This is a genomic window from Pseudomonas sp. Snoq117.2, from assembly GCF_900110545.1.
GTDB classification, from domain to species: domain Bacteria; phylum Pseudomonadota; class Gammaproteobacteria; order Pseudomonadales; family Pseudomonadaceae; genus Chryseomonas; species Chryseomonas benzopyrenica.
On the sequence record NZ_FOED01000005.1, the window covers coordinates 16,951 to 38,447 of the forward strand.

Below are 21,497 nucleotides of genomic sequence, written 5' to 3' on the forward strand. Positions count from 1 at the left end.
TCCTGGTGGGCGACCGGAGGGACCGGTCCTGCAGGTACGACTGCGCCGCCCGCCTGGAAGATCGCCAGGGCCGACAGCCGGCTGGCCGTTGGCCCGCGCGGGAACGTCCGTGGAAATCCCGGGGTCCTCCCTGAAACCCCAGAGGAGAAGACCATGTTCCGTCCCATCGCCAGCAGCCTGGCCCTGCTTACCCTGAGTGCGGTACTCGCCGGTTGCGACAAATCACCGGAGACCCCGCCGCCCCAGCGCAGCGAGGTGGTGCAGAAGAGCGCGCCCGGCAGCGATCCGGCCACTCAGTCGCCTGATCGCACCGTGGAGCATGGCAATCCGGGGACCAAGGCGCCCTGAGGCGCCAGCGTCAGTCCAGCAACGACAGGGTGACCGGTGCCTGGTGATTGTCCAGCACCCGTACCTCCAGCTCGCCTTCGGCCAGGCGGGCATGGAGCCTCTGACCGGGCTGTACCTGGCCGGCCGCACGCACGGCCTGGCCGCGTTCGTCGAGGAGGATGCTGTAGCCGCGGCCCAGGGTGGCCAGCGGGCTGACGATCTGTAGGGTCTGGACCGCGCCAGCCAGGCGTTGCTGACGTTCCTTCAGCTGTCGTTGCATGACCCGGGGTAGTTGTTCGGCGAGCTGCTCCAGGCGCTGGCGCAGCAAGGCCAGTTGGCGCCCGGGATGCTGGCCGGCCAGGCGGGTATCCAGGTGGGCCAGGCGATCGCGTCGACGATTCTGGGCGATGACGTAGGCGCGCCGCAGACGCAGATCCAGATCATCCAGGCGTTGGGCCTGCTGGCGCAGGCGCTCGCCAGGATGACGCAGGCGCCGGCTGCAGGCTTCCAGGCGCAGTCGCTCGCGCGCCAGGCGCTCGCGCATGCGCAGGAGCAACTGGCGGTGCAGACCGTCCAGGCGCTGGCGCAGGTCGGCGCTATGGGGGGCGAGCAATTCCGCCGCGGCCGAAGGGGTGGGTGCGCGGACATCGGCAACGAAGTCGGCGATGGAGACATCGGTTTCGTGGCCCACGGCGCTCACTACCGGGGTCTGGCAGGCCGCCAGAGCGCGGGCTACGGGTTCTTCGTTGAAGCACCAGAGGTCTTCCAGCGAACCGCCGCCACGGGCCAGGATCAGGGCGTCGAAGCCTTGGCGGTCGGCCAATTGCAGGGCGCGGACGATCTGGGCAGTGGCCTCGCGGCCCTGCACGGCGGTAGGAATCAGCGTCAGTTCGACCTGGGGCGCCCGTCGCTTGAAGACGCTGACGATGTCGCGGATTACCGCGCCAGTGGGCGAGGAGACGATGCCGATGCGCTGGGGATGGGCAGGCAGCGGGCGCTTGCGTTCGGCGGCGAAGAGGCCTTCGGCGGCCAGGCGCTCCTTGAGGGCCTCGAAGGCCAGGCGCAGGGCGCCGTCGCCGGCTGGCTCGACGCTGTCGAGGATCAACTGGTAGTCGCCGCGGCCTTCGAACAGCGAGACCTTGCCGCGTACCTTGACCGCCAGGCCGTCGCGCAGGGCTTGCCGTACCCGGCCGGCGTGCTGGCGGAACAGCGCGCAGCGTACCTGTGCCTGGCCATCCTTCAACGTGAAATACAGGTGGCCCGAGGCAGGCTTGGCTAGGTTGGAGATCTCGCCTTCGACCCAGACCTGGGCGAAGACGTCTTCCAGCAGCACCCGGGCGCGGCTGTTGAGCTGGCTGACGCTGAGCACCTCGCGGTCGAGACCGAGGCGGGCGAAGGGATCCTTGAACATGGGGCGCTTTCTGTGGCTTTCGTCGGCCTCACCTTAGCAGCTCTGGGCGTGGGGCGAGCAGGGGATTAAGCTGCGCGCCCCCTTTGCCGAGACCCGCGTTCCATGACCCTGCGCCAGACCATCCTCGCTCCCCGCATTTCCAGCCATCCGCGAGTGGAGCGTACCGCCGTGGAGATCCTTGGCTGGCTCGCCGCCAGCGGTGTGGTCAGGGCCGAGGCCTCGCCGTGCCTGCCCAGCCGCGGACGGCGCGGCCATGCGCCGGGACCGCGGCTGACCGAGGTATTGCACCTGACGCCGGGCATGGACGATCCGCGCGACTATCCCGATGGTGGCCTGGAGATCGTCACTGAGCGCTGCATCTTCACTCCGCTGGACGGCTTCGAGGGTCGCGCGCGCTGCCCTGCCTGCCGTCGCGAGATCGGCGAGGCGCTGTTCGAGCACCTGGAAGTCTGGATGCCGGCGGAAAGCGACAACTTCGCCTGCCCGGAATGTGATCACGAAGACGACATCAACGGCTTCGACTTTCCCCAACCCTGCGCCTTTTCCGACCTGGGCTTCATCTTCAACCACTGGCCGGCGCGGGCCTTCGCCCCGGCCTTCCTGGAGGAATTCCGGAGGCGGCTAGGACAGCCGTTGGCGGTGGTGGAGGTGTAGGGGGACGGGAAGCTTCATCGCGGCCATGGGCCGCTCCTACGGTTGCCCCGCGGCCGCATCGGCGGCCGCGCCTAGGCATCGGTACATAACGGTGAACAGGGCTTAACCGTAGGTTGGGCTGAGACAGCTCTTTCGTCGAAGCCCAACAAGGGCACGCGACTGGCGTTGTGAGGTGTTGGGCTTCGCTGTGCTCAGCCTAACCTACGGGTTCACGCTTGCAACTGGCGCAGCCACTCCAGCCTCGCCGGGCACGGTGCCTGATCGTAGGTCGGGCTGAGACAGCTCTTTCGTCGAAGCCCAACAAGGGCGCGCGACTGGCGTTGCGAGGTGTTGGGCTTCGCTGTGCTCAGCCCAACCTACGGGTTCACGCTTGCAACTGGCGCAGCCACTCCAGCCTCGCCGGGCACGGTGCCTGATCGTAGGTTGGGCTGAGACGGCTCTTTCGTCGAAGCCCAACAAGGGCACGCGACCGGCGTTGCGAGGTGTTGGGCTTCGCTGCGCTCAGCCCAACCTACGGGTTCACGCCTGCAATTGGCGCAGCCACTCCAGTCCGGCGGAGGTGTCGCCGCGGGGACGGTACTCGCAGCCGATCCAGCCGTCGTAGCCGAGGGCATCGAAGCGTTCGAACAGATAGGGGTAGTAGAGCTCCCCCAGATTCGGTTCGTGGCGATCGGGTACCCCGGCGATCTGCACGTGGCCGATGCCGGCGAAGTCGCGCTCGAAGGTCTTGCTGACGTCGCCCTCGACGATCTGGCAGTGGTAGCAGTCGAATTGCACCTTGAGATTGTCAACGCCTATGGCCTGGCGGATGGCCTGGGCGTCGTCCTGGCGATTGAGGAAATAGCCGGGCATGTCGCGCGGGTTGATCGGCTCGATGAGAATCGTCACCCCGGCCTTGGCCGCCTGTTCCGCGGCATGGGCCAGGTTGCCCAGGTAGGTGTCGCGGGCGCGGGCCCGGTCGACTCCGGCGGGCAGCAGGCCGGCCATCACATGCACCAGGCGATTGCCCAGCACGGCGGCGTAGTCCAGGGCGCGGTCGATGCCGGCGCGGCATTCGGCTTCGCGACCGGGCAGGGCGGCCAGGCCACGTTCGCCGGCGGCCCAATCACCGGGCGGGGCGTTGAACAGCACCTGGGTCAGGCCGGCGGCGTCCAGCCGGGTCCTGATCTCGGCGGCGGAGTGCTCATAGGGAAAGAGGTATTCCACGGCCTGGAAGCCATCCGCCGCGGCGGCGGCGAAGCGGTCGAGGAAGGCATGCTCGGGGTAGAGCATGCTGAGGTTGGCGGCGAAACGGGGCATGGCTTGTCTCCCAGATCAGACGAAGGGCCAGAGCAGCAGGGTGATGGCGAAGCCCAGGCACCCCAGCAGGGTGGTCAGGACGGTCCAGGTACGCAAGCCGTCGGCGACGCTTAGGCCGACCAGCTTGGTGAAGATCCAGTAGCCGGCGTCGTTGATGTGCGACACGGCCAGACCGCCGGCGCCCATGGCCAGGCAGAGCAGGGCCATGTGGTTGGCCGAGAGGTCCAGGGTGGCGATCAGCGGGCCGAGGATGCCGGCGGTGGTGACCAGGGCCACGGTGGTGGAACCCTGGACCGCGCGCAGCAGCAGGGTCAGCACGAAGCCCAGCGCCAGCACCGGCAGGCCGGTGGCGCGCAGCAGGTCCGAGACCACCGCGCCGATGCCGGTGTCCACCAGCACCTTGCCGAAGACGCCGCCGGCGCCGGCGATGAGGATGACCATGGCCACGCCGGGCAGCGCCGAGCCGATGACATCGGAGACCTGCTCGCGCGACCAGCCGCGGCGGAAGCCCAGCACATAGGCGCACAGCAGGGTGTCGATCAGCAGGGCCACCAGGGGCGCGCCGACCACGGTGAGGATGTCCCGCAGCAGGTTGCCGGCGGGCAGCCAACTGGTCGCCAGGGTGCCCAGCAGGATCAGCACGATGGGCAACAGGATCAGGGTCACCACCAGGCCGAAGCCGGGGGCTGGTGCGGGCGGCAGACCGGCGGCGAGGCCGGCCGGGGTCTCGTCGACCTTGACCGCGGCGGCGCCGAGGCTGGGCAGGCCAGGGGCCATGTCCTGGCCGCGACCCCATTGCTGCAGGTGGGTGTCGGTGATCTGCGGGCCATAGACGTCGCTGCGGATGTCGTCGGTCATGGGGTAGTGACGACGGGTCATGCGCCCGGCCACCCACCAGCCGATCAAGGCCAGCACGGCGGTGATCGGCAGGCCGAACAGCAGTACCCGACCCAGGTCGGCGCCCAGCTGGCCGGCGGCGGCCACGGCGCCCGGGTGGGGCGGCAGCATGGCGTGCACGGTGAGCATGGTGGCGCACATCGGCAGGGCGAAGACGATCAGCGGCTTGCGCGCGGTGCGGGCGATGCCATAGGCCAGCGGCATCAGCACGATCACGCCGACTTCGAAGAACACCGGGATGCCGACCAGGAAGCCGGCCAGGGTCAGGGCCAGCGGCGTGCGTCTGTTGCCGAAGCGCTCGATCAGCGTCTTGGCCAGGGCCTCGGCGCCGCCGGAGAGTTCGATGATGCGGCCGATCATGGCGCCCAGGGCGATGATGATGGCGATGTGGCCGAGGATTTTGCCCATGCCGCCTTCGATGGTGGCGACCAGCTTGGACGGTTCCACGCCAGCGGCCAGGGCCACCAGGATGCTCACCAGCATCAGCGCCACGAAGGGCTGGAATTTGTACTTGAGGACCAGGAACAGCAGCAGGGCGATGCCCGCCGCGGCGATGAGGACCAGCAGTAACGGACTCATGAGCGGGACTCCGGGCAGGTGAGGCTGACGACGTGGGACATGGCACTTTCCTCGCTATTGTTGTTTTTCCAGGGCAAGCCGATCCCGCGACGGCCGCGAGGGCCATCGTGGGGGTGTTGCGGTAGCGCGGGCTTCAGGTCACCAGACGGCGCCGAAGGTCTCCGCCAGTTCGGCCAGGGCGGCGGCATCGAGCGGCGCCGGGCGCGGTTCGCTGAGCAGCCACAGCCGCGCGGTTTCTTCCAGCTCCTCCAGGGCGAAGCTGGCCTTGCTCACGCTGCTCTCCCAGACCACCGGGCCGAGGCGTTCGAGCATCACGCCGCGAACCCGGTTGGCCAGTTGCGCCACCTGCTCGGCGACGCTGGCGGCGCCGGGACGGGCATAGGGAATCAGCGGGATATGGCCGACCTTCATCACCTGGTAGGGGGTGATGGGTGGCAGGATGTCGTCCGGGCGCCAGACGCCGGCCAGGGTCAGGGCCACCAGGTGGGTGGAGTGGGTATGCACCACGCCGCCCACGCCGGGATTGCGGTCATAGACCTGGCGATGCAGGGCCAGGGTCTTGGATGGCTTGTCCCCGGAGACCCAGTCGCCATCCAGGCCGACCTTGGCGATGGCTGCCGGGTCGAGACGACCCAGACAGGCGTCAGTGGGGGTGATCAGCCAGCCGTCTTCCAGGCGGGCACTGATGTTGCCGGCGCTGCCCACGGTGTAGCCGCGGGCATAGAGGCTGGCGCCGACGGTGCAGATCTCTTCGCGCAGACGGGCTTCGACGCTCATGCCTGCTCTCCTGCCAGCTGGCGCAACGCCTTGGCGAAGAAGTCGCGGCTGCCGAAGTTGCCGGACTTGAGCGCCAGGGCCAGGGGTTCGCCCGCGACCTGGCCGAGGGTGGCCGGCACGCCCGGATCGATCTGGGCGCCGATGCGCAGGCTTTGCACGCCCAGGGCCTGGACCACGGCGCCGGAGGTCTCGCCACCGGCCACCACCAGACGGCGTACGCCTTGGTCGAACAGGCCGCGGGCGATCAGGCCGAGGGCGCGTTCCACCAGTTCACCGGCGCGCGCCACGCCCAGCTCGCGCTGGATGGCCTTGACCTCGTCGGCGGGACTGGTGGCATAGATGAGCACGGCCTGGCCCTGCTCGCGCGCCCAGGCGAGGGCGGCGTCGATACTGTCGTCACCCCGGGCCAGGGCCAGCGGGTCCAGGCGCAGGGCCGGGCGACCGGCTTCCAGCCAGGCGGCGACCTGGCCATTGGTGGCCTGGGAAGCGCTGCCGGCCAGCACGGCTTCGCCACCGGCGGGCAGCGCCAGGGCGGCAGCGTCATGGGCCTGGAGCAGGCCGGCGCGGCGGAAATTCTCCGGCAGGCCCTGGGCGATGCCCGAACCACCGGTGACCAGGGGCAGCTCGGCACAGGCCGCGCCCAGGGTATGCAGATCGGTGTCGGACAGGGCATCGGCGATGGCCAGGCGATGACCCGAAGTACGGAGTTCGGCGATGGCCGCGCGCACGGCCTCGAGGCCCTTGGCGACCTGATCGTAGCGCAGCAGCCCTACCTTGCCGCGGCTCTGCGCCTGCAGCACCCGCACCAGGTTGGCGTCGCCCATGGGCGTCAGCGGGTGGTGCTGCATGCCGGACTCGCTGAGCAGCTGGTCCTGCACGAACAGGTGGCCGCGGAACAGGGTGCGCCCGGTTTCCGGGAAGGCCGGGCAGGCCAGGGTGAAATCGCAGTCCAGCGCCTCCTGCAGCGCCTCGGCCACCGGGCCGATGTTGCCTGCGGCAGTGGAATCGAAGGTCGAGCAGTACTTGAAGAAGAATTGCCGGCAGCCGCGCTGGCGCAGCCAGGCGAGGGCGGCCAGGGATTCGCTCACCGCCTCGGCGGCCGGCGTGGTGCGGGATTTCAGCGCCACTACCACGGCGTCGGCCGCTTCGAGTTCGGCGTCGGCCGCGGGCACGCCGATCACCTGCACGGTGCGCATGCCGCCACGCACCAGCATGTTGGCGAGATCGGTGGCGCCGGTGAAGTCGTCGGCGATGCAGCCCAGCAGCGGGCGGGTCTCGGTCTGGCTCATGGGTTTCACTCCGCGGCCTTGGGCAGCTCGATGCCCGGGAAGATCTTGATCACGGCCGAGTCGTCTTCACGACCGAAGCCCGCGGTGGAGGCCTGCATGAACATCTGGTGGGCGGTGGCCGACAGCGGCAGGGGGAATTTCGAGGTGCGCGCGGTATCCAGCACCAGGCCCAGGTCCTTAACGAAGATGTCCACGGCGGACAGCGGGGTGTAGTCGGCCTTGAGGATGTGCGGCACGCGATTCTCGAACATCCAGGAATTGCCGGCGCTGTGGGTGATGACCTCGTAGAGGGCGTCCGGATCGACGCCTTCGCGCAGGCCCAGGGCCATGGCCTCGGCGGAGGCGGCGATGTGCACCCCGGCCAGCAGCTGGTTGATGATCTTGACCTTGGAACCCTGGCCAGGCGCATCGCCCAGGCGATAGACCTTGCCGGCCATGGCGGCCAGGACCGCCTCGCCCTTGGCATAGGCCTCCGCGGTGCCGGAGGTCATCATGGTCATCTCGCCGCTGGCGGCCTTGGCCGCGCCACCGGAGAGCGGGGCGTCCAAGAACAGGATGCCGCGCTGGGCCAGGCGCTCGCCCAGCTCGACGGCGTAGGCCGGAGCCACGGTGGCGCAGGCGATCACCAGGCTGCCCGGCCGCAGGGCAGAGGCGGCGCCGCCTTCACCGAACAGCACGGCTTCGGTCTGCTCGGCATTGACCACCACGGTGATCAGGATGTCGCAGCTGTCGGCCAGGGCCGCAGGCGAGGTGCAGGCCACGCCGCCTTCGCTGGCGAAGCTTTCCAGCACGCTGGCGCGCACGTCACAAGCATGCACGGCGAAACCCGCGCGCAGCAGCGAACGGGCGACGCCCAGACCCATGGCCCCGAGGCCGATGACACCGACGTTGTCTTGCATCTTGTTGTTCTCCATAAAAAAGGTCAGGCGAAGCCGGCCTGCCGCAGGCGGCGGGCGGCGTTGTAGATGTGCTGGCGGGCGGCGTTGGCGGCGGCCAGGGGGTCACCGAGGCGGATGGCGGCAACGATGGCCTGGTGTTCTTCGTGCACCTGGCGGGAAAAGTCCTCGCGCCGCGCCTCGTTGGTACGGGTGATGCGCGTGGCCGTCTCCAGGTACTGGCTGACGAATTCCAGGGTCTTGATGAAGTAGGGGTTGCCGGCGGCCTGAGCGATGGTGCGGTGGAAGGCGACGTCGGCGCGTACCCCGTCATGGCCGTCGGCGACGTCTTCGTCGATGGCGGCCAAGGCCTCGTCGATGGCCACCAGATCGGCCTCGCTGCGGTTGATGGCGGCCTCGGAGGCGATCTCTGCCTCGACGGCGCGGCGCAGGGCCAGCAGGTGGAAGACGCTACCGGGCAGGCTGGCTTCGTCGGCGTCGATACGCAGTGGGCGGATGCTGGCGTGGGTGGTGACGAAGATGCCGCGCCCCTGCTGGGGCTGCAGCACGCCTTCGTTCTTCAGCCGCGAAATGGCTTCGCGCACCACGGTACGGCTGACGCCGAAGGCTTCGGAGAGCAGGGCTTCGCTGGGGATCTTGCTGCCGGGGGCGAAGACACCGGCTTCGATCTTGTCCAGCAGCTGTTGAGCGACGTTATCGCTCAGCACATTGGCGGGGACCTTGGCGAACATGGAGACCTGCTGTTGTGGTTGTAAGGTTGTCATACAGGTTGTGGCGCTACTCTCTCATAGCCTTTTGGCTTTGTGTAGTGGTTTGGCAAAGGCACTACGAGATTTTTGTGACGGCTTCGCTAGGTATAAGACCCAGGCTAGAGCACTTGTGAAGTGTTATAATATAACATTTATATCGAGGAGCGCTGTCGTATGACCCCTGAAGAACTCTTGGCCCAACCCGAGTCGGCCTACATGAACAAGGCCCAGCGCGACTTCTTTCGCCGGCTGCTGCTCGATCAGCGTGGCGATCTGCAGCGGCTGATCGACGAGCAGGTGGAAGACCTGCGTGGCATGGACGCCCACGGCGATCCGGCCGATGTCGGTAACGCCGAGCAGCAGCGGCAATGGCAACTGCGCCAGCTGGAGCGGGAGAAGAAGCTGCTGGACAAGATCGACGAGGCGCTGGAGCGCCTGGCCCGTGATGAGTATGGGTGGTGCGAGGAGACCGGCGAACCCATTGGCCTGGCACGGCTGCTGCTGAGACCCACCGCCACCCTTGGCGTCGAAGCCAAGGAACGCCAGGAGCAGCGCGAGCGGCATATGCAGTCGTCGTGAGGGTGCGGTGACTGGGCTTTCCCTCACCCCAGCCCTCTCCCGAGGGGAGAGGGGGCGGTATGGCGCAGGAAGGGTCGCCCGTAGGTTGGGCTGAGACGACTCCATCGTCGAAGCCCAACAGAGCAAGGCCGAGCACGGTACCGTTAGGCTTCGCTGACGCTCAGCCAAACCTACGAAAGCCGTTGCGCCTCGAACCACTGGCCGTAGGTTGGGTTGAGACAGCTCCATCGTCGAAGCCCAACAGAGCAAGGTCGAGCACGGTACCGTTGGGCTTCGCTGACGCTCAACCCAACCTACGCAAGACATTGCGCCTCGAACCACTGGGCGTAGGTTGGGTTGAGACGGCTCCATCGTCGAAGCCCAACAGGCAGACTCGAACGTGACACCGTTGGGCTTCGCTGGCGCTCAACCCAACCTACGCAAACCGCTGCACCTTGAACCCTGGCCCGTAGGTTGGGCTGAGACGGCTACTCCGTCGAAGCCCAACAGGCAGACTCGAACGTGGCACCGTTGGGCTTCGCTGACGCTCAACCCCAACCTACGCAAGCCGCTGTGCCTCGAACAACTCGCCTGGTCGCACGATTTGCTCGCGGGCGGCGATCAGGGGCAGGTCGCGGCTGCCGGGAGCTGTGCGGGCGACCAGGGCGTAGAGGGCGCTGACCGCATGGGACGCCGCGGCGGGCGTGGACTGGCCGTTCAGCAACTGGCCGAGCAGCACCGCCGAGAAGACGTCACCCATGCCGTTGGGCAGTGGTTGCAGGTCCAGGTAGGGCGTCTGCACCAGCCAGGCATCCTGGCTTTCCACCACCAGGGTACTGAGGACGTCGGCGGGCAGGTCCGGGGTGCGCAGGCTGGTGATGACGATGGTCGCGGGGCCCGGCTGACCAGGGCGGCCAAGCAACAGGCGGGCGGCGCTCACCGCGTCGGCGGTATCCGCCAGCGGCTGCCCGTGCAGCAATTCGAATTCGTACTGGTTGGGGGTGATCAGGCTGGCCTGTTCGATGGCGCGGCGGCGCAGGAAGTCGGGGATGCCGGGACGCACGAATATGCCGCGACCGACATCGCCCATCACCGGATCGCAGAGGTAGTGCAGATCGCTGCGCTGGCGACGGATCTCCTGGACCACGCCCAGGATCACCTCGCCGATGGCGGCATCGCCCAGGTAGCCGGAGAGCACCGCTACGCAGCGCTCCAGCACGCCGCGGGCGCGCAGGCCGTCGAGCACGTCGTGGATGTGTTCGGGCGGAAAGACCTGGCCCTTGAATTCGCCGTAGCCGGTGTGATTGGAGAACTGCACCGTGTTGACCACCACCGGCTGCAGGCCGAGCAGTTGCAGCGGCAGGGTGGCGGCGGCGTTGCCGACGTGGCCATAGGCGACATGGGACTGGATGGACAGCACCAGCGGCGGCTGGGCGGGTAGGGTGGCGGGCATGGCGGTCACCTGGGCAGCGGGCTCGCGATCCGAGCCGAAAACGAAAGGTCTCTGCAGCTTACCCCAGCCCTTCCGGCGAACCCTAACCCGCCTGCGGCGGTCTGCATCGGCAGTGCGGATCGCTACCTGCGCCAGGTCGTTTGGCTGGCTACACTGGAGCGGCTGTCATCCACCTCTGGCCCCAAGGAGAAACGGGGAATGTCCGAGCTTCGCTTCGCACGTCTGGTGTTGGGTCTGCAGGCCCTGGTCTGGTTTGGGCTCGCCCTGGCGCACTGGTTCTACCCCTACGAGATGGCCAATGCCCGCGGCATGGTGCTGATGGATTCGGCGTCGGTGGCCGAGGCGCGGGTCTGGTATGGCGGCATGCAGTTCGCCCTGGCGCTGTTCGCCGTGCTGGCCTTTCGACGGGCGGAATGGCTGTCGGCCGGCCTGCTGCTGGTGGCCTTCGTGCAGCTGACGCTGTTCGTGGTGCGGCTGATCAGCGGCGTGCTGGGCGAGTCGGCTACCGCCGAGCTGGATCTCTATTCCCAGGGCTATCGCCTGATCATCGGCATCCTGGCCCTGTTGGCGCTGCGCGCCCACCGCCGCCACGAGCAGCGGGAGCTGGAGAATCGGCGGCTCTACCAGGGCCAGTGATCAGTAGGATCGGGGCCGCGCGGTGTCGATCTGATCGCTGCGGCTCAGGCCCTGGGTGAGCTGGCGGCAGAGGTCGAGGAATTCGACCATGGCCCCGGTCTGGTACTTCTGCTTGTGCCAGATGAAACAGAACTGGCGACGCAGATCCAGGGTCGGGGTCGCGATGGGCACCAGGGTGCCACGGGCGAAGGCGTCGCGCAGTGCCAGCCGTGACAGGCAACCGATGCCCAGCCCCGACTCCACCGCCCGCAGGATGGCCTCGGTGTGCTCCAGCTCCAGTCGCACGTCCAGCGGCTGGGCGTGATGCCGCATGGCCTGGTCGAAGGTCAGGCGGGTGCCGGAGCCCTGTTCACGGAGGATCCAGGCCTGGGCTTCCAGCTCAGCCTGGGTGGCCTGCTTCCCGGCCAGGGCGTGTCCAGGCGCGCAGAACACCACCAATTCGTCTTCGATCCAGGGCTGCACCTCCAGATCCGGATGCTGGCAGTCGCCTTCGATCAGACCGAGGTCGATGTCATGGTTGGCGATGCGCTGCACCACGCTGGCGGTGTTGTGCACGTGCAGCCGCACCCGGCAGTCGGGATGGCGCTGCATGAAGTCGCCCAGCAGCAGGGTGGCCAGGTAGTTGCCGATGGTGAGGGTCGCGCCGACCTCCAGGGAGCCGAAGCCGGTCTTGCCGCGCAGCAGGTTTTCCACCTCGGCGCTGCGGTCGAGCAGGGCCACCGCCTTGGGCAGCAGCTGACGGCCCAGGGCGTTGAGCGTCAAACGCTTGCCGGCGCGGTCGAACACCCGGCAGTCGAATTGCCGTTCCAGTTCGCCCAGGGCGGTACTGGTGGCCGACTGCGACAGACTGAGCGCCTCGGCCGCGCGGGAAACGCTTTCCTGGCGGGCCACGGCGACGAAGACCTCGAGTTGACGCAACGTGAATCTCATATCTGCCTTTTGGATAACCTATATTCGAATTATTCATTTCACGGATATTTTCCCCCTCTATAAACTGTCGCGCAATTTCTATCCAGCCCCGGGCTGTACCGATTTTTCCTGGAGTCATCGATGAGCAACCTGTACACCGAGCGCGTCCTGAGCGTTCATCACTGGAACGACACCCTGTTCAGCTTCAAGACCACCCGCAATGCGGGCCTGCGTTTCGAGAACGGTCAGTTCGTGATGATCGGTCTGGAAACCGAGGGCGGTCGTCCGCTGATGCGCGCCTACAGCATCGCCAGCCCCAACTACGAAGAGCACCTGGAGTTCTTCAGCATCAAGGTGCCGGACGGCCCCCTGACCTCGCGCCTGCAGCACCTCAAGGAAGGCGACAACCTGATGGTCAGCCGCAAGCCCACCGGCACCCTGATCCTCAGTGACCTCAAGCCCGCCAAGCACCTCTATCTGCTGAGCACCGGCACCGGCATGGCGCCCTTCCTGAGCACCATCCAGGATCCGGAGACCTACGAGCGCTTCGAGAAGGTGATCCTGGTCCACGGCGTGCGCTACGTGAACGAGCTGGCCTATGCCGACTTCATCACCAAGACCCTGCCGGAGCACGAGTTCATCGGCGATCTGGTCCGCGAGAAGCTGATCTACTACCCCCTGGTCACCCGCGAGGAATTCCGCAACCAGGGTCGTCAGACCGACCTGATGCGCAGCGGCAAGCTGTTCGCGGACATCGGCCTGCCGCCGATCAATCCGCAGGACGACCGCGCCATGATTTGCGGTAGCCCGAGCATGCTGGACGAGACCAGCGCCGTGCTGAACGAATTCGGTCTGACCATCTCGCCGCGCATGGGCGATCCGGGCGATTACCTGATCGAGCGTGCCTTCGTCGAGAAGTAACGCGATCCGGCTTCCCGAAAACCCGCCCTCCGGCGGGTTTTTCGTTTCCACGACCCGGCGGGCTGAACTCCCCCGGCGCCGGGCCGGTCGGTTGCTGCAAGGCGTGTCATGGCGACACGCCATTGCCGGGAGTCCCCATGAAGCCCTATGTGATCTGCCATATGATGTCGTCGGTCGACGGTCACGCCCTCACCGATGGCTGGGACCGCGCCGTCAAGAAGCAGGCCGATGCCACCTACGAGCGCCTGGCCGAGCGCTTTGAATTCGACGCCTGGGCCTGTGGCCGGGTGACGATGGAAGAGATCGCCCACGGCGAGGGTTATCCCACCGGCGTCGCCCAGGCGCCCATCCCGCGCACCCACCATTTCGCCCAGCGCGACGCCGCCAAGTACGCCATCGCCATCGATCCCCAGGGCAAGGTGGCCTGGAAAAAGAATGAGGCCCTGGATTCCCATGTGGTGGCAGTGCTCACCGAAGGGGTCAGCGACGACTACCTGACGCACCTGCAGAACATCGGTGCCTCCTATGTCTTCGGCGGCAAGCAGGAACTGGACCTGGCCGCGGTGCTGGAACTGCTGAACGCCGAGCTGGGCATCGAGCGCCTGGTGGTGGAGGGCGGCCCCCATGTCAGCGGCTCCTTTGTCGCCGCCGGCCTGGTGGATGAGATCAGTGTGCTGATCATCCCGCTGGTGGATGGCCGCGGTGCCCATCCGGCCTCCTTCGAGATCGCCGAGCAGGCCTGGCAGCAGCCGCTGTACCTCAAACTGGACGCGGCCGAAGCCCAGAACGACGGCAGCGTCTGGCTGCGCTATCGGCGCGGCTAGCCGAGCGCCTTGGCCAGGGCCAGGGCGTCGGCGTCCGCTTCGGCCTGGGCCTCTGCCTGGGCCTGCAGCGGACAGACCCCGCTGGCATAGCGGGCGATCACCTCGGGCACCTGGGCCAGGGGGACCGGTCGGCTGATGTGATAGCCCTGGATGAAGTCGCAGCCCAGGGCGCAGAGCAGGCGCAGCTGCTCCAGGTGCTCGACGCCCTCGGCGGTGACCTTGAGCTTGAGCGGCCGGGCCATGCCGATGATGGCCTGAACGATCTGGTGGTCGGCATTGCCCTCGGCCAACCCGGTGACGAAGGAGCGGTCGATCTTCACGGTATCGATCGGCAGGCGCTTGAGATAGGCCAGCGACGAATAACCGGTGCCGAAGTCGTCGATGGACACCGTCACGCCCAGGTCGCGGATGCGCTGCAGCAATTCGGCGGTAGGCTGCACGTTCTTGACCAGGGCGTTCTCGGTGACCTCCAGTTCCAGGCGCCGCGGCGACAGCCGATGGTCGTCCAGCCGCCAGGCGATCTGTCCGGGCAGGGCGTCATTGCTCAGGCTCAAGGCCGAGCAGTTGACCGCGAGGCGCAACTCCGTGAGACCGGCGGCGGTCAGCTCGGCGAGGTCCTGGCAGGCACGTCTGAGCACCCAGGCGTCCAGGTCCTCGATGAAGCCATTGGCCTCGGCCACGCCGAGAAAGCAGTTCGGCGCCAGCATGCCGAGGCGGGGGTGATCCCAGCGGATCAGGGCTTCGGCCTTGTCCAGCTGCCCGCTGGCGACATCCAGGATCGGCTGATAGTAGAGCTGCAGCCCGCGTTCCTCGACCAGGGCTTCGCGCAGTTCGGCTTCCAGCTCCAGTTGCAGCGAGATCTTCTCGCGCAGGGTCTCGTCGAAGAAGCTGTAAGTGTTGCGGCCATTGCCCTTGGACAGATAGAGCGCGAGATCCGCGCTCTTGAGCAATTCCTCGCAGCAGCCGCCGTCGCGGGGATAGAGACTGATGCCGATGCTGGTGGTCATCACCAGGGTGCGGTTGCCGATGGTGACGGGGTTGCGCAGGCGTTCCAGGATGCGCTGGGCCAGCTGCCGGGCCTCTTCGGGCCCGGCGAGGCTGGCCAGAATGCAGAATTCGTCACCGCCGAAGCGCGCCACCAGATCGCCTTCGCGCACCGCGTCGCGAATGATCTTGGCCATGGCCACCAGCAACTGGTCGCCGGCATCGTGGCCGAGGCTGTCGTTGATGCGCTTGAAGTGATCGATGTCGAGAAACATCACTCCCAGGTTGCGCCCCTGCTGGGCGTGGCGTTCGAGGATCTCGGCGAAGGCCTGGTTGAAGGCGCGGCGATTGTGCAGGTCGGTGAGGGGGTCGTAGTGCGCCGCCTGCTGCAGCGAAGCGCGGGCCTCGTCGAGCTGGCCGACCAGGGAGTTGACCCGCTCCAGGTCGTTTTCCTTGCGTTGCAGCTGGCGATCCGCCCAGGCCGCGCCCAGGCCGCCCACCCCCAGCAGCAGGGCGATGATGGCGATGCCCACCCCCAGCTGCCAGGAATTGCTGGCGCCTTGCAGGGTGCTTTCGGTCTGGGCCGGTGCGATCAGCACCATGGACCACATGCCGGTGAAGTGCATGGCGGCGATGGCCAGTCCCATCACCAGGGCGGTGGCCATGCGCAGCCAGCGATAGATGCCGGTGTAGTGGCGACGGAAGATCTGGATCAGTTGCAGCGCGGCGAAGCTGGCCCCTACGGCGATGCCGATCGACAGCAGGAAGGGCAGCGGTCGATAGAGCACCACGGCCTCGGTATGCACCGCCGCCATGCCGGTGTAGTGCATGAGCACGATGCCCACGCTCAGCACGATACCGGCCTTGAGGCGCTGTCCCAGGGTGAGGTCGGGCTGGCTGAGGGCGGGCATGGCCATGAGTCCGGCCAGCACCACGATCAGCAGCGAGGCGATGGTGATGAAGAGGTCGTAGTGCACCCGGGTGGGCACGGTGAAGGCGAGCATGGCGATGAAGTGCATGCCCCAGACGCCGAAGCCGAAGCTCAGGGCGCCCATCAGACTCCAGGCCCGCCGCCGCGCCAGGGTGCGGGTCTGGCCGATGCGCTCGGCGAATACCAGGGTCACGTAGCAGGCACTGACCGCGACCAGATAGGCGAGGGCGACCAGCCAGCCGTCGTGCTGACCGTGAAGGTGGATCTGGGTGTGGTCGAGAGGAGCGACGAGAAAGTCGAGTCCCAGCCAGTTGTTCATTCCATGGCCTCGGCAGGAAGTCTGGCGCGACTGGGTGAAGACGGCCCGGCGGGATCTCCGGTCCGGGGGTTTTCACAGCGGCAGCCTGCGCGTTGAGTTTAGCTTGCCTTGCCCTATCGGCGTGGTGAAGAGGGGCTTTAGCAGGCGCCTCGACAGTTAGTGCGCGAGATTTTTTCCTCAGACGAGCGCATCTGGAAACGTAGCGGAAAATCGCCAGAAGAAGCGCTCTAGATAGCTGGCTAGCGACTTATCGATAGCATATCGCCAGTAATGCGACCGTTCGTCGATAGGAGGAGGGATGAACGGTCCCATGAGAGGGAAGACCGGCCAGAACGGCCGGTCGAACGGATCAGCTCACCACGCGGTAGCAGGGCTCGTAGGCCGCGCCGCCGGGTAGCTTCATGCGGTGCTGCTCGACGAAGGCCTGCAGCAGCCGATCCAGTGGCCGCATGATGTCGGGATCGCCATGGATCTCGTAGGGCCCGCGTTCCTCGATCAGCTGAATGCCCTTGGCCTTGACGTTGCCAGCGACGATGCCGGAAAAGGCGCGGCGCAGGTTGGCGGCCAGTTCATGGGGCGGCACGGCATGGGTCAGCTGCAGGGCGGCCATGTTCTCGTGGGTGGGATCGAAGGGCCGCTGGAAGCCTTCTTCGATGCGCAGCAGCCAGTTGAAGTGGAAGGCATCGTGGCGGTCGCGGCGGAATTGCTTGACCGCCTTGAGGCCCTGAGCCATCTGCCGGGCCACCTCGACCGGATCGTTGACCACGATCTGGTAGTGGCGTTGTGCGGCTTCGCCCAGGGTCGCGCCGATGAAGGCGTGCAATTGCTCCAGATAGGGCGCGGCGCTCTGCGGTCCGGTGAGCACCACCGGGAAGGGAATGTCCCTGTTGTCCGGGTGCATGAGAATGCCCAGCAGATAGAGGAATTCCTCTGCCGTGCCGGCGCCGCCCGGGAAGATGATGATGCCGTGGCCGACGCGGACGAAGGCTTCCAGGCGCTTCTCGATGTCGGGCAGGATCACCAGTTCGTTGACGATGGGATTGGGTGCCTCGGCGGCGATGATGCCCGGCTCGGTGAGGCCCAGGTAGCGACCGCCCTGGAGGCGCTGCTTGGCATGGGCGATGGTGGCGCCCTTCATCGGGCCCTTCATCACGCCCGGGCCGCAGCCGGTGCAGATGTCCAGGTTGCGCAGGCCGAGTTCGTGGCCGACCTTCTTGGTGTATTTGTATTCCTCGGTGCTGATGGAGTGACCGCCCCAGCAGACCACCATCTTCGGCTCCACGCCGGCGCGCAGGGTGCGGGCATTGCGCAGCAGGTGGAAGACGTAGTCGGTGATGCCCTCGGAGCTCTCCAGATCGATGCGCAGGCTGCTCTGCTCGCTCTCGGTGTAGACGATGTCACGCAGGGCGCTGAACAGCATCTCGCGGGTGCTGGCGATCATCTCGCCGTCGACGAAGGCATCGGCCGGGGCGTTGACCAGCTCCAGGCGCACGCCGCGGTCCTGCTGATGGATGCGGATCTCGAAGTCCTGGTAGGCCTCGAGGATGGTCTTGGCGTTGTCGCTGTGGGCGCCGGTGTTGAGGATGGCCAGGGCGCACTGGCGAAAGAGCTGGTAGAGGTTGCCCGAGCCGGCGGCGCTGAGCTGCTGGACCTCGCGCTGGGAAAGGGTCTCCAGGCTGCCCTTGGGGCTGACCTGAGCGTTGATGACCTGTCTGCTTGGAGCCATAGATGCTTCCCTATCGGTGATACGGCCGAACGGCGGCCGTAGCCGGGTGCGGACCACTTCATGCGATCCGGCACTGTCATTGTTGGGGGCGCGGGCGCCGGAATGCAAACGGGGCCGTGTCAGACCGCGGCGGTGACGTCCAGCACCTGGATGGAGGTCGCGGTTGGATAGTGCCAGTGCACCTCCACATCCCACAGCCGCACCCCGTAGCGCCGCTCGGGCGTCGGCGTCTGGTAGGCCGGGCGTGGATCCTGGGCCAGGCACTGCTCGATCAGTTCGGCCAGGGGCTCGCCCAGCCGCTGGCCATGGATCTCGGCCTGGACCCGCGCCGCGTCCGCCCAACTGACCGCGAGGGCCGGCGGGGGCGCCTCGGCGATGGCGTTGTGGGCGCCCGGGGGGCTGTCGGCATAGGGCACATAGGGCTTGATGTCCAGTACCGGGGTGCCGTCGAGCAGATCGATCCCCGAGAGCAGCAGCCGTCCCGGTTCCAGGCCGTCGAGGCGCACCACCGACTGGCCGATGCCATTGGGTCTGTGGGTGGCGCGGGTGGCGAAGACGCCCAGGTAGCGATTGCCGCCCAGGCGGGGTGGCCGCACCCGCAGCCGCGGCTGGCTTTCCAGCGCCTGGTGGAACAGGAACAGCAGCCAGACATGGCTGACGCCTTCCAGGCCCGCGACCGCTTCGGGCCGGTCGAAGGGCGGCAGCAGTTCCAGCACGCCACGGGCGGCCGGGGCCAGCGCGGGTTGCCGGGGAATGGCGAATTTCTCCTTGAAGCAGGAGCGGACGTGGCCGATGGGGGTGACGCTGTACTGCATGGGCAGGGGCCGTCTGACGCAGGGCCGGTCATTATGCCCTGCCCGAGGCCTCCGCGACCGCAGCAGCCGGCGCTTCGCCGGCGTTGCGGCGCACCCCGCGCAGATTCATCGCCGCCAGGCCCAGCTGCAGCACGATCAGGGCATAGGCCTCGGCCTGCAGGCCCCAGGCGATCCACAGGCCGTTGCTGAGCAGGAACACCCAGAAGCCCAGATTGCGCCGGCCCTGACGCTGAGAGGCCACCAGCCAGGCGGCGAGCAGGGTGATGGCCATGGCCGGCCATTGCAACAGATCGAGCGCTTCCATGGAGAACCTTCAACGGAGTGACTAATGAAGGTGAACCCTGGGAGCGGTTCCGAGTTCCAGGCGACGGCTTCAGGGCGCCGGATGGCGCGCCCGCGCGTAGGCGATGAAGCCCTCGATATCGGCACTGCACAGGTGTTCGCCGGCGGCGAGGATCTCGGCTTCGGGCCAGTCCCACCAGGCGATGTCGAGCAGCGCCTGGCAGGTGGCTTCGGGAAAGCGCCAGCGGATGAAGCGCGCCGGATTGCCGCCCACCACCGCATAGGGCGGTACGTCGCGGGTGACCACGGCGCCGGCGGCCACCACGGCGCCATGGCCGATGGTGACGCCGGAGAGGATCAGCGCATCGGTGCAGATCCAGCAGTCGCTGCCGATCACCACATCGCCGCGCGTACCGCCGTAGTCGGTGATGTGGGCCAGGTCGTCGACGAAGGCAGGGAAGGGGTAGGTGGTCACCCAGTCCAGCCGGTGGAGGCCGCCGAGCAGGATGCGCACGCCCTCGGCGATGGAGGTGTAGCGTCCCAGGCGCAGGGTGGCGCCTTCCTTGAGATCGAACACCCTGGGCGCGCCGTAGGTGCCGGCACCGATCTCATAGTCGGGCAGCTCGCGGCGCAGGCGCGCCGTGCGCTGGTGCAGGCGGGGCAGGGCGGCCAGCGCCTGGCGTTCACGTTTCTTGCGCAGCTTGTCGAGAAAACCCATGGCGGTGCCCTGGCGAAAGGTATCCGGCAGGATACCGAAGCGCCCGGGCCGTGCTCAATCGCCGGGCTCGGGCTCCGCCGGATCTCGCTCGATGGCCGCCATGCCCAACTGGTCGGCGAGGTCCTGCAGGTCGCTCGCTTCCAGATCCCAGCCGCCGCTGGACACCTCGCCACCCGCCGGACCCTTTTCCCGTGGGCGCTGGATGAAGGCGGTGGCCAGGCCCAGCTCCTTGGCCGCCTGCAGGTCGCCGTTGTGGGCGGCGCAGAGCATCACCTGTTCCGGTTGCAGGTCGAGCAGGGCGCAGGCGCCCAGGTAGACCTCCGCGGCCGGTTTGTAGCGCTTGAAAAGATCGGCGCCGAACAGCATGTCCCAGGGCAGCCCGGCGTGGCGGGCCATGTCCAGCAGCAGGCTGACATTGCCATTGGACAGGGCGCAGACCGGATAACCCTGGCGCAGCCGCGTGAGACCCGGTACGGCATCGGGCCAGGGCGTCAGCTGGTGCCAGAGGCGATTGATCCAGGCCACCTCGGCGGTGGTCAGGCCGACCAGGCCGTGGCGTGGCAGCAATTCGTCCAACGCCAGACGATGGACCTCGTCGAGGGGCAACCAGGGCAGGCTGCGGGCGGCGATCTGCGGCAGGATGGCCTCATAGGCTTCGGCGCGCCAGGCATCGGCCAGCCGCTCCCAGTCGCCCTGGACGCCGTGCTTGGCGGACAGTCCCTGCAGACCGGTGACCAGACTGCCGCGCCAATCCACCACGGTGCCGAAGACATCGAAAAGTAGCGCCCGAACGGTCGTCGTCATGGGTAGACTCCTGCAGAAGGTTGTCTCCACCAGACGGATCACGGGTGACGGGGGTTCCCCCAAAGTGCCCGAAGGTCACCCTCGCCAAAGGATCTCTGCATGACGCTGCGCCACCTCAGCCACTGGGTGTTCGATATGGATGGCACCCTGACCCTGGCGGTACACGACTTCGCCGCCATTCGCCGGCACCTGGGCATTCCCGAGCAGGCCGACATCCTCCACCACCTGGCCGAGCTGCCCGCCACTGAGCGCGAGGCCAAGCACGCCTGGCTGTTCGAGCACGAGCGCGAACTGGCGGTGGCCGCCCGCCCGGCGCCGGGCGCGGTGGAGCTGGTGCGCGCGCTGCATGAGCGCGGCTGCCACCTGGGCATCCTGACCCGCAATGCTCGCGACCTGGCACTGCTGACCCTGGCCGCCATTGGCCTGGAGGACTGCTTCGATCCGCCTGCCGTACTGGGCCGCGACGAAGCGGCGCCCAAACCCGATCCGGGCGGTCTGCTGCGGCTGGCCGAACGCTGGCAGGTGGCGCCCGCCAGCCTGGTGATGGTCGGTGATCACCGCTACGACCTGGAGTGTGGGCGGGCGGTGGGGTGTCGCACCTTGCAGGTCAATCAGCCCGGCGATCCCTGGCCCGCGGCGCGTGACCAGCGCTTCGAAACCTGTGCGGAGATCCTGGCGGCGCTCTGACGCTGGAAATTTGTCCGTTAGGCGTAAATAGTCTGTTGTTTGCCTGGCCGCT

At 67.4% G+C, this 21,497-nt stretch carries 22 protein-coding genes; 7 read left to right on the forward strand and 15 right to left on the reverse strand.

The annotated features are described in order from the left end of the window. The first annotated feature begins 153 nt into the window (after positions 1–153). Complete coding sequence (locus BMZ43_RS14030; protein ID WP_059315809.1) at positions 154–348, forward strand: hypothetical protein; 195 nt, start codon at positions 154–156, stop codon at positions 346–348. Between the two features lie 10 nt (positions 349–358). On the opposite strand, the gene xseA is transcribed toward BMZ43_RS14030, so the two are convergent. Then, entirely contained in the window at positions 359–1,738 is a 1,380-nt protein-coding gene (xseA, locus tag BMZ43_RS14035) for an exodeoxyribonuclease VII large subunit (RefSeq protein WP_093254432.1), read from the reverse strand. A 102-nt stretch (positions 1,739–1,840) separates the two neighbouring features. On the opposite strand from xseA, the gene BMZ43_RS14040 reads away from it, so the two are divergent. Further along, positions 1,841–2,392, forward strand: coding sequence for a sugar ABC transporter ATPase (locus tag BMZ43_RS14040; RefSeq protein ID WP_093254435.1), 552 nt, complete (start codon positions 1,841–1,843; stop codon positions 2,390–2,392). 519 nt (positions 2,393–2,911) lie between these two features. Here the strand turns inward: BMZ43_RS14040 and otnI are convergent. The 6 genes from otnI to BMZ43_RS14070 all read right to left on the reverse strand — a co-directional run bounded on the left by otnI (position 2,912) and on the right by BMZ43_RS14070 (position 8,860). Beyond that, the gene (gene otnI / locus BMZ43_RS14045) at positions 2,912–3,691 is read right to left on the reverse strand and encodes a 2-oxo-tetronate isomerase (RefSeq protein WP_093254438.1); all 780 of its coding nucleotides are present in this window, start codon (positions 3,689–3,691) and stop codon (positions 2,912–2,914) included. Between the two features lie 15 nt (positions 3,692–3,706). Continuing rightward, positions 3,707–5,167 carry a GntP family transporter gene (locus BMZ43_RS14050; RefSeq protein ID WP_017638641.1) on the reverse strand — a complete coding sequence of 487 codons (1,461 nt, stop codon included), beginning with the start codon at positions 5,165–5,167 and terminating at the stop codon, positions 3,707–3,709. A gap of 138 nt (positions 5,168–5,305) precedes the next feature. Then, the gene (locus tag BMZ43_RS14055) at positions 5,306–5,944 is read right to left on the reverse strand and encodes a 3-oxo-tetronate 4-phosphate decarboxylase (RefSeq protein ID WP_017638640.1); all 639 of its coding nucleotides are present in this window, start codon (positions 5,942–5,944) and stop codon (positions 5,306–5,308) included. Next, the gene (gene otnK / locus BMZ43_RS14060) at positions 5,941–7,233 is read right to left on the reverse strand and encodes a 3-oxo-tetronate kinase (protein ID WP_093254441.1); all 1,293 of its coding nucleotides are present in this window, start codon (positions 7,231–7,233) and stop codon (positions 5,941–5,943) included. Before otnK ends, BMZ43_RS14055 begins: the two co-directional genes overlap by 4 nt. 5 nt (positions 7,234–7,238) lie before the next feature. Next, positions 7,239–8,132: an L-threonate dehydrogenase gene (gene ltnD / locus BMZ43_RS14065; RefSeq protein WP_093254444.1), complete on the reverse strand. Its 894-nt coding sequence runs from the start codon at positions 8,130–8,132 to the stop codon at positions 7,239–7,241. A gap of 23 nt (positions 8,133–8,155) precedes the next feature. Beyond that, a complete protein-coding gene (locus BMZ43_RS14070; protein ID WP_017638637.1) occupies positions 8,156–8,860 on the reverse strand; it encodes a FadR/GntR family transcriptional regulator in 705 nt (234 codons plus the stop codon). Positions 8,861–9,052: 192 nt separating this feature from the next. On the opposite strand from BMZ43_RS14070, the gene dksA reads away from it, so the two are divergent. Continuing rightward, positions 9,053–9,457 (forward strand): RNA polymerase-binding protein DksA, encoded by a 405-nt coding sequence (dksA, locus tag BMZ43_RS14075; RefSeq protein ID WP_093254447.1) that lies wholly within the window; start codon positions 9,053–9,055, stop codon positions 9,455–9,457. Between the two features lie 538 nt (positions 9,458–9,995). Here the strand turns inward: dksA and pdxY are convergent. Further along, the gene (pdxY, locus tag BMZ43_RS14080) at positions 9,996–10,889 is read right to left on the reverse strand and encodes a pyridoxal kinase PdxY (RefSeq protein ID WP_064309387.1); all 894 of its coding nucleotides are present in this window, start codon (positions 10,887–10,889) and stop codon (positions 9,996–9,998) included. Positions 10,890–11,087: 198 nt separating this feature from the next. Between pdxY and BMZ43_RS14085 the strand changes: the two genes are divergently transcribed. After that, on the forward strand, positions 11,088–11,525 hold the full coding sequence (locus BMZ43_RS14085; RefSeq protein ID WP_093254452.1) for a DUF4345 family protein: 438 nt from the start codon (positions 11,088–11,090) through the stop codon (positions 11,523–11,525). Here the strand turns inward: BMZ43_RS14085 and BMZ43_RS14090 are convergent, their stop codons facing one another. Next, a complete protein-coding gene (locus BMZ43_RS14090; protein WP_093254455.1) occupies positions 11,526–12,455 on the reverse strand; it encodes a LysR family transcriptional regulator in 930 nt (309 codons plus the stop codon). Between the two features lie 120 nt (positions 12,456–12,575). Here BMZ43_RS14090 and fpr point away from each other — a divergent pair, with 120 nt between their 5' ends. Beyond that, positions 12,576–13,355: a ferredoxin-NADP reductase gene (gene fpr, locus BMZ43_RS14095; protein WP_007160677.1), complete on the forward strand. Its 780-nt coding sequence runs from the start codon at positions 12,576–12,578 to the stop codon at positions 13,353–13,355. Between the two features lie 137 nt (positions 13,356–13,492). Then, positions 13,493–14,179: a dihydrofolate reductase family protein gene (locus BMZ43_RS14100; RefSeq protein ID WP_093254457.1), complete on the forward strand. Its 687-nt coding sequence runs from the start codon at positions 13,493–13,495 to the stop codon at positions 14,177–14,179. Here BMZ43_RS14100 and BMZ43_RS14105 read toward each other — a convergent pair. The 6 genes from BMZ43_RS14105 to BMZ43_RS14130 form a co-directional block, all read right to left on the reverse strand. Then, complete coding sequence (locus BMZ43_RS14105) at positions 14,176–16,413, reverse strand: putative bifunctional diguanylate cyclase/phosphodiesterase (protein ID WP_093254459.1); 2,238 nt, start codon at positions 16,411–16,413, stop codon at positions 14,176–14,178. The two genes, BMZ43_RS14100 and BMZ43_RS14105, sit on opposite strands and share 4 nt — an antisense overlap. A 349-nt stretch (positions 16,414–16,762) precedes the next feature. Further along, positions 16,763–18,139 carry a nucleotide 5'-monophosphate nucleosidase PpnN gene (gene ppnN, locus BMZ43_RS14110; RefSeq protein ID WP_093254462.1) on the reverse strand — a complete coding sequence of 459 codons (1,377 nt, stop codon included), beginning with the start codon at positions 18,137–18,139 and terminating at the stop codon, positions 16,763–16,765. Positions 18,140–18,258: 119 nt separating this feature from the next. Beyond that, complete coding sequence (gene tsaA / locus BMZ43_RS14115) at positions 18,259–18,954, reverse strand: tRNA (N6-threonylcarbamoyladenosine(37)-N6)-methyltransferase TrmO (protein ID WP_093254465.1); 696 nt, start codon at positions 18,952–18,954, stop codon at positions 18,259–18,261. 31 nt (positions 18,955–18,985) lie between these two features. Further along, positions 18,986–19,258: a hypothetical protein gene (locus tag BMZ43_RS14120; RefSeq protein ID WP_017638627.1), complete on the reverse strand. Its 273-nt coding sequence runs from the start codon at positions 19,256–19,258 to the stop codon at positions 18,986–18,988. Between the two features lie 69 nt (positions 19,259–19,327). Continuing rightward, positions 19,328–19,954, reverse strand: a complete 627-nt coding sequence (locus tag BMZ43_RS14125) for a CatB-related O-acetyltransferase (RefSeq protein ID WP_064309382.1) — start codon at positions 19,952–19,954, stop codon at positions 19,328–19,330. A gap of 54 nt (positions 19,955–20,008) precedes the next feature. Then, positions 20,009–20,758, reverse strand: a complete 750-nt coding sequence (locus tag BMZ43_RS14130; protein ID WP_017638625.1) for a haloacid dehalogenase type II — start codon at positions 20,756–20,758, stop codon at positions 20,009–20,011. A gap of 99 nt (positions 20,759–20,857) precedes the next feature. Here BMZ43_RS14130 and BMZ43_RS14135 point away from each other — a divergent pair, with 99 nt between their 5' ends. Continuing rightward, positions 20,858–21,445 (forward strand): HAD family hydrolase, encoded by a 588-nt coding sequence (locus tag BMZ43_RS14135; protein ID WP_064309381.1) that lies wholly within the window; start codon positions 20,858–20,860, stop codon positions 21,443–21,445. The last annotated feature ends 52 nt before the right edge of the window (positions 21,446–21,497 follow it).